The following is a 13,399-nucleotide window of genomic DNA, read 5'->3' as shown; positions in this document are numbered from 1 at the left end:
TATTTTTTTTCCTACCGAGCCTGAACAATGAATCAGAACGCTGAGTATTCCGCGGTCAATGACGCGGTGCGTGGGCAATTTTTAAGGAAAGTCTGGGCGCTGATCACCCCCTACTGGCGCAGTGAGGAGAAGTTCAAGGCCTGGCTGTTGTTGCTGGTGGTGCTGGGGCTTTCGCTGTTCAGTGTGGCCGTGTCGGTGTGGTTCAACAGCTGGAACCGCGACTTCTATAACGCCCTGGAAAAGAAGGACTACGACGCCTTCACCCACCTGCTGATGTATTTCAGCGTGATCGCCGTGGTGGCGATCGTCACCGGGGTGTTCACTTCCTATTTGCAGCAAATGCTCACCATCCGCTGGCGGCGCTGGCTGACTGAAACCTACTTCGCCAAGTGGCTGAGCGAGAAGAACTACTACCACCTGGAATATGGCGGCTACACCGATAACCCCGACCAACGTATCTCCGAAGACCTCAACGCCTTTACCAGCAGCACCCTGAGCCTGGGCCTGGGGTTTATCAGTAACCTGGTGAGCCTGGTGTCGTTCTCGGTGATCCTGTGGGGCGTGTCCGGCAGTATCGAGGTTTGGGGCATCACGATTCCCGGCTATATGTTCTGGGCGGCACTGGTATATGCCGTGCTGGGCAGTTGGTTGACCCACTTGATTGGTCGAAAACTGATCGGCTTGAGCAACCGCCAGCAACGCTTCGAGGCCGACTTGCGTTTCAGCCTGGTGCGGGTGCGCGAGAACGCGGAAAGCATCGCGCTGTTCAATGGCGAGCCGAATGAACACCAGCAACTGAGTGCACGTTTCGGGCGGGTGTGGAGCAACTTCTGGAGCATCATGCAGCTCAAGAAGCGCCTGAACTTTTTCACCAGTGGTTACTCGCAGATCGCGATCATCTTCCCGTTTGTGGTGGCAGCGCCGCGTTACTTTTCCGGCCAGATAGAGCTGGGCGTGCTGATGCAAGTGGCCAGTGCGTTTGGCAGCGTGCAGGGCAGCCTGAGCTGGTTTGTCGACGCGTACACCGTGTTGGCCAGCTGGCGTGCGACCTGTGATCGTCTGCTGAGCTTTGGCGAGGCGATGGAAGAAAACGAAGGCCGCAACACGGGCATCGAGTTGCAACGCCAGGGCGGCAATTTGCAGATGAGCAACCTCAGCCTCGATCTGGCGGATGGTCGTCACCTGCTCGATGGCGCCAACCTGACGGTTGCCGAGGGTGAGCGATTGATGCTCAGCGGGCGTTCCGGCAGCGGCAAGTCAACCTTGCTGCGGGCCATGGGCAATCTCTGGCCAAACGGCCACGGCAACATCCGCTTGCCGGCCGAGCGTTATCTGTTCCTGCCGCAAAAGCCGTACCTGCCGATTGGTACCTTGCGGGGTGTGTTGAGTTATCCACAGGAGGAGGGCGCGTACCCGGCGCAACGTTATGCACAGGTCCTGGAAACCTGCCGCCTGGCGCATCTGATTCCACGCTTGGACGAAGCCAATCACTGGCAGCGCATGCTGTCGCCGGGTGAGCAACAGCGCCTGGCGTTTGCGCGGGCGTTGTTGTTTGAACCGCAATGGCTGTACATGGACGAGGCCACCTCGGCGATGGACGAGGAAGATGAGGCGGCGCTGTATCAGGCGTTGATCGATGAGTTGCCGGGGTTGAGCATCGTCAGCGTCGGGCACCGCAGCAGCCTCAAGCGTTTCCATGGGCGGCATGTGCGGATACAGGACGGGCAGCTACAAGAACAGCCAGTGTCCTGAAGTCGGACTCGGTCAATGTGGGAGCGGGCTTGCTCGCGAATACGGTGGGTCAGTTAATACATAGGGTGACTGATAGACCGCATTCGCGAGCAAGCCCGCTCGCACATTGGATCAGTGTCGTCTGGTCGACCTGGTGCCAACAAAAAAGCCCGGCTGATCATCGATCAGCCGGGCTTTTTCATGCCGCTTGAAAGCTATTACTTCTTCAAGCCGTAATGCTCATCCAGCATCCCCGGGGCGTTTGGCGTTTTTGGCGCGTAATCCCGTGGCGGTTCCTGATTTTCCCGCGGAGGGGTCAGGCGTTCCCGTGGAGCGTGCGGTGCATCGGAATGCAGCGCGGCCAGCAGGCGCTGGCGGGTGATGTCGTCCAGGGCCAGGCGGTTGGCACCCTCGGCGAGATGATCCTGTACTTCCTGATAGCTCTGAGTGAGCTTTTTCACCAGGGTCGCGGTGCTGTTGAAGTGGGTAACAACCTCGTTCTGATAACTGTCAAAACGTTCCTGAATGTCATCCAGCTGACGCTGCGTGCGGTTAGGCGCGGCATTCGGCAGCAGGCGGGCAACCAGGAATCCAATGGCGACACCGGCAACCAAGGCGAGAGTCGGCAACAACCAAACTAAGAGCGAGTGTTCCACGAGTCCTTCCTCTATAAACGGCTTTGCTTTACGTTAACGGCTCGGACCTGCGCTGTATACCGCGATTAAGCTCGCAATGATGCCATGCACAGACTTTTAGCTAGACGAGTCGACCCCTTGAGAGGTCACGGAGTTCCTTCCTTGCTGATGCGTGAAACCCCCGTTTTGATCGATGGCCCGGTAGGCCAACTGGACGCCCTGTATCTGGATCACCCCGAGCCACGTGGCCTGGCGCTGATCTGTCACCCGAACCCGGTGCAGGGCGGCACCATGCTCAACAAAGTCGTATCGACCCTGCAACGCACCGCGCGCGATGCCGGCTTGATCACGTTACGTTTCAATTATCGCGGTGTCGGCACCAGTGCCGGTACGCACGATATGGGCACCGGTGAAGTCGACGACGCCGAAGCGGCAGCCACCTGGCTGCGTGAAAAGCATCCCGACCTGCCGATCACCCTGCTGGGTTTTTCCTTCGGCGGGTTTGTCGCGGCCACCCTCGGCGGCCGCCTGGAAGCCAAGGGCGAAAAACTCGCGCACCTGTTCATGGTGGCCGCGGCCGTGATGCGCCTGCGGGATAACGACGTGTTGCCACAAGGCTGCCCATTGACCGTGATCCAGCCGGAAACCGACGAAGTGGTCGACCCGCAACTCGTCTACGACTGGTCCGCGGCCCTGAATCGCCCCCATGAGCTGCTGAAAGTGGCAGAATGCGGACACTTTTTTCATGGCAAGCTGACCGATCTCAAGGATCTTGTGCTGCCACGTCTTTCGAATTGATGACAAGCGATCACCCATGACGACCCGTACCCGCATCCTCACCGGCATCACCACCACCGGCACGCCGCACCTGGGCAACTACGCCGGCGCGATTCGCCCGGCGATCCTTGCCAGCCAGGACGCCAACGCCGACTCCTTCTACTTCCTGGCCGACTACCACGCCCTGATCAAGTGCGATGACCCGCAGCGCATCCAGCGCTCGCGCATGGAAATCGCCGCGACCTGGCTGGCCGGTGGCCTGGATGTGAACCGGGTAACCTTCTACCGCCAGTCCGACATCCCGGAAATCCCCGAGCTGACCTGGCTGCTGACCTGCGTGGCGGCCAAGGGCCTGCTCAACCGTGCGCACGCCTACAAGGCCTCGGTGGACAAGAACCTGGAGAACGGCGAAGACCCGGATGCGGGGATCACCATGGGCCTGTACAGCTACCCGGTGCTGATGGCCGCGGACATCCTGATGTTCAACGCCCACAAGGTGCCGGTCGGTCGTGACCAGATCCAGCACGTGGAAATGGCTCGCGACATCGGCCAGCGCTTCAACCACCTGTTCGGCAAGGGTAAAGAATTCTTCACCATGCCCGAAGCGCTGATCGAAGAAAGCGTCGCCACCTTGCCGGGCCTGGATGGCCGCAAGATGTCGAAGAGCTACGACAACACCATCCCGTTGTTCACCAGCGCCAAGGACATGAAGGACGCGATCTCGCGGATCGTCACCGACTCCCGCGCGCCGGGCGAAGCCAAGGATCCGGACAACTCGCACCTGTTCACCCTGTACCAGGCATTTGCCACCCAGACCCAGGAAGAAGAGTTCCGCGGTGAACTGCTGCAAGGCCTGGGCTGGGGCGAGGCGAAGAACCGTCTGTTCCAACTGCTGGACGGCCAGTTGGGTGAAGCGCGCGAGCGTTATCACCAACTGATGTCGCGCCCGTCGGACATGGAAGACCTGCTGCTGGTCGGCGCCCGCAAAGCCCGCGCCGTGGCTGCACCGTTCCTGGCCGAACTGCGTGAAGCGGTGGGCCTGCGCTCGTTCGTCAATCCGGTCGCCGTGGCTGCCACCACCAAGAAGAAAGCTGCGAAAGCCGCACGCTTTGTCAGCTTCCGCGAAGACGACGGCAGCTTCCGCTTCCGTTTGCTGGCGGCCGAAGGCGAGCAACTGCTGCTGTCGCGCAACTTTGCCGACGGTAAAACCGCAGGCGCCGTAACCAAGCAGCTGCAATCGGGTCAGGCGCTGGATGTACGCAGTGAAGCCTCGAGCTTCAGCGTGTGGCTGGACGGTGAAGTCGTCGCCGATAGCCCGGCGTTCGCCGACAGCGCCTCGCGGGATGCGGCGATCGAAGCCTTGCGCGTTGCGTTGACCCCAATCGAGGATTGACCCGACCAAGGGTTGATTGCCATTCTTCAGGGCCGTCGTTACAGTGGCGGCCCGTTTTTGTTGCCTTGCTAACGAATTATGACGCCCCTAGAACGATATCAAGCTGATCTGAAACGCCCTGAATTCTTCCATGACGCTGCCCAGGAAACTGCGGTGCGCCATTTGCAGCGCCTGTACGACGATCTGGTCCAGGCCTCGCAGAACAAGCCGGGCATGCTCAGCAAGCTGTTTGGCAAGAAAGACCATACGCCGGTCAAGGGCCTGTATTTCTGGGGTGGTGTTGGTCGGGGCAAGACTTACCTGGTGGACACCTTCTTCGAAGCGCTGCCGTTCAAGGAAAAGGTGCGCACCCACTTCCACCGCTTCATGAAGCGCGTGCATGAAGAGATGAAGACCCTGCCGGGCGAAAAGAACCCGCTGACCATCATCGCCAAGCGCTTCTCGGAAGAAGCCCGGGTGATCTGTTTCGATGAGTTCTTCGTGTCCGACATCACCGACGCGATGATCCTCGGCACCCTGATGGAAGAGTTGTTCAAGAACGGCGTGACCCTTGTCGCCACCTCGAACATCGTGCCCGACGGCCTGTACAAGGACGGCCTGCAACGCGCGCGTTTCCTGCCGGCCATCGCCCTGATCAAGCAGAACACCGACATCGTCAACGTCGACAGCGGCGTCGACTACCGCCTGCGTCACCTTGAACAAGCCGAACTGTTCCACTACCCGCTCAACGAAGTGGCCCAGGAAAGCCTGCGCAAGAGCTTCCGCGCGCTGACGCCGGAATGCACCCAGGCGATTGAAAACGACAAGCTGATCATCGAAAACCGCGAAATCATCGCACTGCGCACCTGCGATGACGTGGCCTGGTTCGAATTTCGCGAACTGTGCGACGGCCCTCGCAGCCAGAACGACTACATCGAACTGGGCAAGATCTTCCACGCGGTGATCCTGAGCGGTGTCGAGCAGATGAGCGTCACCACCGACGACATCGCGCGGCGCTTTATCAACATGGTCGACGAATTCTACGACCGCAACGTCAAGCTGATCATCTCGGCGGAAGTCGAGCTCAAGGACCTCTACACCGGCGGCCGCTTGAACTTCGAATTCCAGCGCACCTTGAGCCGCTTGCTGGAAATGCAGTCCCACGAGTTTCTGTCGCGGGCGCACAAGCCGTAAGCGATGTGCTTGAAATGAAAAAGGCCCGCAGCGATGCGGGCCTTTTTTTATGCAAATTTCCAGGTCAACAGAAAGCAACTGTGGGAGCCGGGCTTGCCCGCGATAGCGGTCTGTCGGTTGATGCCGCTGGTGCCTGGCACGCCGCCATCGCAGGCAAGCCAGCTCCCACATTTTTACTGCGTATACCCTTTGGTTACGCGGCCTGCTGGAACTGCTGGCGATACTGGTTGGGCGACAGCTCGGTATGCTGGCGGAACAGCCTCGCAAAGAAGCTCGCGTCGTCGTAGCCCACCTCGTAACTGATGGTCTTGATGCTTTTGCGGCTGCCGGACAGCAGGCCCTTGGCTGTCTCGATGCGCAACCGTTGCAGGTAGTGCAGCGGCTTGTCACCGGTGGCGGTCTGGAAGCGGCGCATGAAGTTGCGGATGCTCATGCCGTGTTCCCGGGCCACGTCTTCGAAGCGGAACTTGTCGGCGAAGTGCTCTTCGAGCCAATGCTGGATCTGCAGGATGATCACGTCCTGGTGCAGCTTCTGCCCGCCAAAACCGATGCGCCCGGGGGCGTAGCTGCGTTGCACTTCGTAGAGGATGTCGCGGGCTACGGCCTGGGCGATGTTGGCGCCGCAGAAGCGTTCGATCAGGTAGATGTAGAGGTCGCAGGCTGAAGTGGTGCCGCCGGCGCAGTAGAGGTTGTCGGCGTCGGTCAGGTGCTTGTCCTGGTTCAGCTGCACCTTGGGAAAGCGTTCGGTGAAAGCGTTGAAGAAGCGCCAATAGGTGGTCGCTTCCTTGCCATCCAGCAGGCCGGCTTCGGCGAGCCAGAACACCCCGGTGGCTTCGCCGCACAGCACCGCGCCACGGGCGTGTTGTTCACGCAGCCAGGGCAGCACTTGGGGGTAGCGTTGGCACAACGAGTCGAAATCGTCCCAGAAGGCCGGGAGCACGATGATGTCGGCGTTTTCGAGGCCGCCGTCCACCGGCATGATCACATCGCTGAAGCTGCGCACCGACTGCCCGTCGGGGCTGACCAGGCGGGTTTCGAAGGCGGGAGTGAGGCCCTGGCCCAGCTGTTTGCCGTAGCGCAGGCTCGCGAGGTGGAAGAAATCCTTGGCTTGCATGAGGGTTGAAGCGAATACCCGATCAATGGCCAAAATGCTGACGCGCCGCAAGGGCGTGGAGATTTGGTTAGACATAATTTCATTTATTCTTATAGGGGAAAGTGGTCACCAGACGGCTGGATCGTCTTATTTTTTGTCGCATGTGTCCAGTGTCCTGTGACGCCTTCGCGGCTTAGGCTCTGTGATCCCGGTCTTGTCCGACAATTCACACAGGTGACCCATGATTCCCAGAACCTTGTTCAGCTCGGAGCACGAACTCTTCCGCCAGAGCGTGCGCACCTTCCTCGAAAAAGACGCGGCGCCGTTCCACGGGCAATGGGAAAAGCAGGGCTACATCGACCGCAACCTGTGGAACAAGGCGGGGGAGGCGGGGATGCTCTGCTCGCATTTGCCGGAAGAGTACGGCGGCCTCGGGGCGGACTTTCTCTACAGCGCGGTGGTGATCGAGGAGATCAGTCGCCTGGGATTGACCGGGATTGGTTTCTCCCTGCATTCGGACATTGTTGCGCCCTACATCCTGCATTACGGCAGTGAGGCGCTGAAGCACAAGTACCTGCCCAAGCTGATCTCCGGGGAAATGGTCACGGCGATTGCCATGACCGAGCCGGGGGCCGGGTCCGACCTGCAAGGGGTCAAGACCACGGCGGTGCTGGATGGCGATGAATACGTGATCAACGGCTCCAAGACGTTCATCACCAATGGCTTCCTGGCTGATCTGGTGATCGTCGTGGCCAAGACCGATCCCAAGGCCGGCGCCAAGGGCACCAGCCTGTTCCTGGTGGAGGCCAACACGCCGGGCTTCGACAAGGGCAAGCGCCTGGAGAAGGTCGGGATGAAGGCCCAGGATACATCGGAGCTGTTCTTCCAGGATGTGCGGGTGCCCAAGGAGAATCTGCTGGGCCAGGCGGGGATGGGCTTTGCCTACCTGATGCAGGAGTTGCCGCAGGAGCGTTTGACGGTGGCGATTGGCGCGTTGTCGTCAGCCGAGGCGGCGCTGCAATGGACGCTGGAATACACCCGCGACCGCAAGGCGTTCGGCAAGGCGATCATCGACTTCCAGAACACCCGATTCAAACTGGCGGAGATTGCCACTGAAACCCAGATCGGCCGGGTGTTTGTCGACAAGTGCATGGAGTTGCACCTGGAAGGCAAGCTCGATGTGCCCACGGCCGCGATGGCCAAATACTGGGCCACGGACCTGCAGTGCAAGGTGCTGGATGAGTGTGTGCAACTGCACGGCGGGTATGGGTTTATGTGGGAATACCCGATTGCGCGGGCGTGGGCAGATGCGCGGGTGCAGCGGATTTATGCGGGGACGAATGAGATCATGAAGGAGATTATTGCGCGGGCGCTTTGAATTCTTGGTGTTTTTGAGGGCCTCTTCGCGAGCAAGCCCGCTCCCACATTCGACTGCATTCCAAAGGTGGAACTCGGTCGAATGTGGGAGTGGGCTTGCTCGCGAAGGCGGTCTAGAGATCAATCAAGGCGCAGGATTCGGATGATCCTTCTGGATCGCCTCAATCCCCGCCAGCACCTCATCCGACAGTTTCAGGTCGGCGCTGGCGATGTTGCTGTCCAGCTGCTCCAGGGTCGTGGCGCCAATGATGTTGCTGGTCACGAACGGTTGTTGGGTTACAAACGCCAATGCCATCTGCGCCGGGTCCAGGCCGTGCTCACGGGCCAGTGCCACATAACGGCTGCATGCAGCTTCCGACTGCGGGTTGAAGTAGCGGCTGAAGCGGCTATAGAGGCTCAGGCGGCCCTTGGCCGGGCGTGCGCCACCTTCGTACTTGCCGCTGAGCATGCCGAACGCCAGCGGTGAATACGCCAGCAAACCGCACTGTTCACGGATGGCGATTTCCGCCAGGCCCACTTCAAAGCTGCGGTTGAGCAGGTTGTAGGGGTTCTGGATCGACACCGCGCGGGTCCAGCCACGGGCTTCGGCCAGGGCCAGGAACTTCATGGTGCCCCACGGGGTTTCGTTGGACAGGCCGATGTGGCGGATCTTGCCGGCCTTGACCTGCTCATCCAGGGCTTCGAGGGTTTCTTCCAGCGGCGTCAGGTCTTCTTCGGCCTTGTGCTTGTAGCCCAGTTGGCCGAAAAAGTTGGTGCTGCGTTCCGGCCAGTGCAGCTGGTAGAGGTCGATCCAGTCGGTTTGCAGGCGCTTGAGGCTCGCGTCCAGGGCTTCGGCGATGTGCTTGCGGTTGTGCTTGAGGCTGCCATCGCGGATGTAGTCGATGGTGTTGCCGGGGCCGGCGATCTTGCTGGCGAGGATCCAGTCGGCACGGTCGCCGCGGCTTTTGAAGTAATTACCGATGTAGCGCTCGGTGGTGGCGTAGGTGTCGGCCTTGGGCGGCACCGGGTACATTTCCGCGGTGTCGAGGAAGTTGATCCCCGCGGCCTTGGCCCGTTCGATCTGTGCGAAGGCCTCTGCCTCGCTGTTCTGCTCGCCCCAGGTCATGGTGCCCAAGGCTATCGCGCTCACGTTCAGATCGGTTCGGCCCAGCTGTCGATAGTCCATCGGGTACTCCTTCGGGGAAAACAATCATAAAAGCAGGTTGAAATTTTTTTGGCAATCTGCATAATTGCCCACCTCTTTCTGCAGTGGAAGTGATGCGCCGCCTGCCGAAGAATCTTGCCGTTGAACGGACGCGCCGACCCGAGCCCCCGATAGCGTCTGTATCCGGCTGCCTTTGACTTGTCAAAGTACGCACTATTCAGTAAGATCCGCCGTCTAATTTACAGGGCGGCCCCTGAGGCTATTAAAGAATGACAACTTTTACTGCAAAACCAGAAACAGTTCAGCGCGACTGGTTTGTCGTCGACGCCGCTGGTCAGACCCTGGGTCGTCTGGCCACTGAAGTCGCCAGCCGTCTGCGTGGCAAGCACAAGCCTGAGTACACCCCTCACGTTGATACCGGTGACTACATTGTCATCATCAACGCCGAGCAGGTACGTGTTACCGGCAACAAAGCGCAAGACAAAATGTACTACCGTCACTCCGGTTTCCCAGGCGGTATCAAGTCTTCGAACTTCGAAGGCCTGATCTCCAAAAAGCCTGAAGCCCCGATTGAAATCGCGGTCAAAGGTATGCTGCCGAAGGGCCCACTGGGTCGCGACATGTATCGCAAGCTGAAAGTCTATGCGGGCGCTGCTCACCCTCATGCTGCTCAGCAGCCCCAAGAACTGAAGTTTTAACGGAATAGTTCATTATGTCGGCGACTCAAAATTACGGCACTGGCCGTCGCAAAACCGCTACCGCTCGCGTTTTCCTGCGTCCGGGTACTGGTAACATCTCGATCAACAACCGCACTCTGGAAAATTTCTTCGGTCGCGAAACTGCCCGCATGGTAGTTCGTCAGCCGCTGGAATTGACCGAGACCGTTGAAAAGTTCGACATCTACGTCACCGTTATCGGTGGCGGTGTAAGTGGTCAAGCTGGCGCAATCCGCCACGGTATCACTCGCGCTCTGATGCAGTACGACGAAACCCTGCGTGGCGCTCTGCGCAAAGCTGGCTTCGTGACTCGCGATGCTCGTGAAGTTGAACGTAAGAAAGTTGGTCTGCGTAAAGCGCGTAAGCGTCCGCAGTACTCGAAGCGTTAATTCGCTTTTACGTTCCAGAAAACGCCCAGCCTCCTCACGGAGCTGGGCGTTTTTTATTGCCTGCTATTTATGTAAAAAAATCTGTGTGACAACTTGCCACATCCGTAGAGCCCCTATACTCAAAGGCTTGGAGCCAGTGCCGGGGGTAATTACCTTGTCAGACGTGGGGCTTTTCATTACCATTCGGCAAAATTTTTATAAGTTCAGATTTAACACTTAGTAGACGCCTGATTTAACAGGCCACAAAGCTGATGGGAGAGGACTGAATGAGCAATGACGGCGTGAATGCAGGCCGGCGTCGCTTCTTGGTAGCAGCCACATCCGTGGTGGGTGCTGCAGGAGCGGTGGGGGCTGCGGTCCCGTTCGTGGGGTCATGGTTTCCCAGTGCCAAGGCGAAAGCCGCAGGTGCACCGGTGAAGGTGAATGTCAGCAAGATCGATCCAGGCCAGCAAATGATTGCTGAATGGCGCGGTCAGCCAGTGTTCATCGTTCGTCGTACCGAGGAAATCTTGGGAAATCTGAAGAAGATCGAGGGCCAGCTGTCCGACCCCGACTCGAAGAATTCCGACCAACCCGCTTACGTCGATAAGGAAATTCGCTCGATCAAGCCGGAAATTCTGCTGCTGATCGGTATCTGCACCCACTTGGGTTGCTCTCCCACCTTCCGCCCGGAAGTGGCGCCCGCGGACCTGGGCAAGGACTGGGTCGGGGGCTATTTCTGCCCGTGCCACGGTTCTCACTACGACCTCGCTGGCCGCGTCTACAAGTCACAACCTGCACCACTGAACCTGCCAGTTCCGCCACATCACTACGAGACTGACAGTGTCATTGTCATTGGCGTCGACGAGGGGGAGAAAGCCTGATGAGCAAGTTCATGGATTGGGTGGATGCGCGCTTCCCCGCGACCAAGATGTGGGAAGACCACCTCAGCAAGTACTACGCACCGAAGAACTTCAACTTCTTCTATTTCTTTGGCTCCCTGGCACTTCTGGTACTGGTCAATCAGATCGTTACCGGTGTCTGGCTGACGATGAGCTACACCCCGTCGGCCGAAGAAGCCTTCGCCTCCGTCGAATACATCATGCGCGACGTCGAGTACGGCTCGATCCTGCGTCTGCTGCACTCCACCGGCGCCTCGGCGTTCTTCATCGTCGTCTACATGCACATGTTCCGTGGCCTGCTCTACGGCTCGTACCAGAAGCCCCGCGAGCTGGTATGGGTGTTCGGCATGCTGATCTACCTGGCGCTGATGGCCGAGGCCTTCATGGGCTACCTGCTGCCGTGGGGCCAGATGTCCTATTGGGGCGCCCAGGTGATCATCTCGCTGTTCGGTGCGATCCCGGTCATCGGCAACGACCTGACCCAGTGGATTCGCGGTGACTACCTGATCTCCGGGATCACCCTGAACCGCTTCTTCGCCTTGCACGTGGTGGCCTTGCCGATCGTGATCCTGGGCCTGGTAGTGCTGCACATCCTGGCGTTGCACGAAGTGGGTTCGAACAACCCCGACGGCGTGGATATCAAGAAGCACAAGGACGAAAACGGCGTACCGCTGGACGGCATTCCGTTCCACCCGTACTACACCGTGAAAGATATCGTCGGTGTGGTGGTGTTCCTGTTCATCTTCTGCTCGATCGTGTTCTTTTTCCCGGAGATGGGCGGTTATTTCCTCGAGAAACCGAACTTCGAACAGGCGAACGCCTTCAAGACCCCGGAACACATTGCCCCGGTCTGGTACTTCACTCCGTTCTACGCGATCTTGCGGGCGATTCCCGACAAACTCATGGGCGTTATCGCCATGGGTGCAGCGATTGCGGTGCTGTTCGTGCTGCCGTGGCTCGACCGTAGCCCGGTCAAGTCCATGCGCTACAAGGGCTGGCTGAGCAAGATCTGGCTGTGGGTGTTCTGCATTGCGTTCGTGATCCTGGGTGTACTGGGCGTATTGGCGCCGACCCCGGAGCGTACGTTGCTGTCGCAGGTCTGCACCTTCCTGTACTTCGCCTACTTCATTCTGATGCCGTTCTATACCCGGCTCGAGAAGACCAAACCGGTACCGGAAAGGGTGACTGGCTGATGAAAAAATTATTCGTTGCATTCATTCTTGCGGCCCTGCCGCTGCTGTCTTTCGCCGCTGAACACGGCCCAGAGCTGGAAAAAGTCGACATCGACGTCTCGGACAAAGCCGCAATGCAGGACGGGCTGCGTACGTTCACCAACTACTGCATGGGCTGCCACAGCGCCAAGTTCCAGCGTTACGAGCGAGTGGCCGACGACCTGGGCATTCCCCATGACGTGATGCTGAGCCACTCGGTGTTCACCGGGGCGAAGATCGGCGACCACATGACCATCGGCATGCAACCGGCCGACGCCAAGACCTGGTTCGGGGCTGCACCGCCCGACCTGACCCTGGTGGCCCGTGTGCGTGGCACCGATTGGCTCTATGGCTACCTGAAATCCTTCTATGAAGACCCGACGCGTCCCTACGGCGTGAACAACAAAGTGTTCCCGAACGTCGGTATGCCTAACGTTCTGGTCGGCCTGCAAGGTCGCCAAGTGGTAGGATGCAAGCAAGTACAAATCGTCGAAGACGGCAAGAAGCAGTATGATCCGCTCACCGGTACGCCTTTGACTCATGAAGCGTGCGATCAGCTGACCATAGTGCCGAAGACCGGCACGCTGAACGAAGAGCAGTTCGACGAGAAGGTCAAGAATCTGGTGACCTTCCTGGCCTACTCGGCCAACCCAGTGAAGCTGCAGCATCAGCGCATTGGTACCTATGTGTTGCTGTACCTGGCCTTCTTCTTCGTGTTCGCCTATCTGCTGAAACGCGAATACTGGAAGGATGTGCATTGATCCAACCGTAAGTAATTGCTGTTAATCTTGCGCGCCCAGCGGCATCTCTGAAGGTAAGTCTGGTTTATCCAGGCATCACGGAGATGCTCACTGGGCGCGCTCGTTTTTGAGCTTCCGA

At 59.0% G+C, this 13,399-nt stretch carries 13 protein-coding genes; 10 read left to right on the top strand and 3 right to left on the bottom strand.

Annotated features, from left to right (window positions below; all coding sequences use genetic code 11):
- Positions 1 to 27: 27 nt before the first annotated feature.
- Positions 28 to 1,752, top strand: coding sequence for an ABC transporter ATP-binding protein/permease (locus tag AC3WKX_RS08220; protein ID WP_008437256.1), 1,725 nt, complete (start codon positions 28 to 30; stop codon positions 1,750 to 1,752).
- Positions 1,753 to 1,949: 197 nt separating this feature from the next.
- Here the strand turns inward: AC3WKX_RS08220 and AC3WKX_RS08215 are convergent, their stop codons facing one another.
- Positions 1,950 to 2,387, bottom strand: a complete 438-nt coding sequence (locus AC3WKX_RS08215; RefSeq protein ID WP_003216019.1) for a Z-ring associated ZapG family protein — start codon at positions 2,385 to 2,387, stop codon at positions 1,950 to 1,952.
- Positions 2,388 to 2,534: 147 nt separating this feature from the next.
- Here AC3WKX_RS08215 and AC3WKX_RS08210 point away from each other — a divergent pair, with 147 nt between their 5' ends.
- From AC3WKX_RS08210 to zapE, 3 genes are all read left to right on the top strand, one after another.
- Positions 2,535 to 3,164, top strand: a complete 630-nt coding sequence (locus AC3WKX_RS08210) for an alpha/beta hydrolase (RefSeq protein ID WP_102604577.1) — start codon at positions 2,535 to 2,537, stop codon at positions 3,162 to 3,164.
- A 16-nt stretch (positions 3,165 to 3,180) separates the two neighbouring features.
- Positions 3,181 to 4,536: a tryptophan--tRNA ligase gene (locus tag AC3WKX_RS08205; protein ID WP_102604564.1), complete on the top strand. Its 1,356-nt coding sequence runs from the start codon at positions 3,181 to 3,183 to the stop codon at positions 4,534 to 4,536.
- A gap of 78 nt (positions 4,537 to 4,614) precedes the next feature.
- Positions 4,615 to 5,709, top strand: coding sequence for a cell division protein ZapE (zapE, locus tag AC3WKX_RS08200; RefSeq protein WP_102604563.1), 1,095 nt, complete (start codon positions 4,615 to 4,617; stop codon positions 5,707 to 5,709).
- Positions 5,710 to 5,902: 193 nt separating this feature from the next.
- Here the strand turns inward: zapE and AC3WKX_RS08195 are convergent, their stop codons facing one another.
- Positions 5,903 to 6,823, bottom strand: coding sequence for a GlxA family transcriptional regulator (locus AC3WKX_RS08195; RefSeq protein ID WP_173406101.1), 921 nt, complete (start codon positions 6,821 to 6,823; stop codon positions 5,903 to 5,905).
- Positions 6,824 to 7,043: 220 nt separating this feature from the next.
- On the opposite strand from AC3WKX_RS08195, the gene AC3WKX_RS08190 reads away from it, so the two are divergent.
- Positions 7,044 to 8,180 carry an acyl-CoA dehydrogenase family protein gene (locus AC3WKX_RS08190; RefSeq protein WP_003216028.1) on the top strand — a complete coding sequence of 379 codons (1,137 nt, stop codon included), beginning with the start codon at positions 7,044 to 7,046 and terminating at the stop codon, positions 8,178 to 8,180.
- Positions 8,181 to 8,303: 123 nt separating this feature from the next.
- Here AC3WKX_RS08190 and AC3WKX_RS08185 read toward each other — a convergent pair whose 3' ends face one another.
- Positions 8,304 to 9,344: an NADP(H)-dependent aldo-keto reductase gene (locus AC3WKX_RS08185; protein WP_008437253.1), complete on the bottom strand. Its 1,041-nt coding sequence runs from the start codon at positions 9,342 to 9,344 to the stop codon at positions 8,304 to 8,306.
- A 248-nt stretch (positions 9,345 to 9,592) separates the two neighbouring features.
- Between AC3WKX_RS08185 and rplM the strand changes: the two genes are divergently transcribed.
- The 5 genes from rplM (at position 9,593) to AC3WKX_RS08160 (ending at position 13,281) form a co-directional block, all read left to right on the top strand.
- On the top strand, positions 9,593 to 10,021 hold the full coding sequence (rplM, locus tag AC3WKX_RS08180) for a 50S ribosomal protein L13 (RefSeq protein ID WP_003216032.1): 429 nt from the start codon (positions 9,593 to 9,595) through the stop codon (positions 10,019 to 10,021).
- Positions 10,022 to 10,035: 14 nt separating this feature from the next.
- Positions 10,036 to 10,428, top strand: a complete 393-nt coding sequence (gene rpsI, locus AC3WKX_RS08175) for a 30S ribosomal protein S9 (RefSeq protein WP_003216038.1) — start codon at positions 10,036 to 10,038, stop codon at positions 10,426 to 10,428.
- Between the two features lie 266 nt (positions 10,429 to 10,694).
- Positions 10,695 to 11,291: a ubiquinol-cytochrome c reductase iron-sulfur subunit gene (petA, locus tag AC3WKX_RS08170; protein ID WP_003216040.1), complete on the top strand. Its 597-nt coding sequence runs from the start codon at positions 10,695 to 10,697 to the stop codon at positions 11,289 to 11,291.
- The gene (locus tag AC3WKX_RS08165; protein WP_003216042.1) at positions 11,291 to 12,502 is read left to right on the top strand and encodes a cytochrome b; all 1,212 of its coding nucleotides are present in this window, start codon (positions 11,291 to 11,293) and stop codon (positions 12,500 to 12,502) included. The genes petA and AC3WKX_RS08165 overlap by 1 nt, the downstream gene beginning before the upstream one ends.
- Positions 12,502 to 13,281, top strand: a complete 780-nt coding sequence (locus AC3WKX_RS08160) for a cytochrome c1 (RefSeq protein WP_003216044.1) — start codon at positions 12,502 to 12,504, stop codon at positions 13,279 to 13,281. Before AC3WKX_RS08165 ends, AC3WKX_RS08160 begins: the two co-directional genes overlap by 1 nt.
- The last annotated feature ends 118 nt before the right edge of the window (positions 13,282 to 13,399 follow it).

It is taken from the genome of Pseudomonas sp. GP01-A4 (assembly GCF_058780865.1).
The sequence above is the reverse complement of the archived record's forward strand: the minus strand, read 5'-3'. Positions and strand labels throughout refer to the sequence as shown.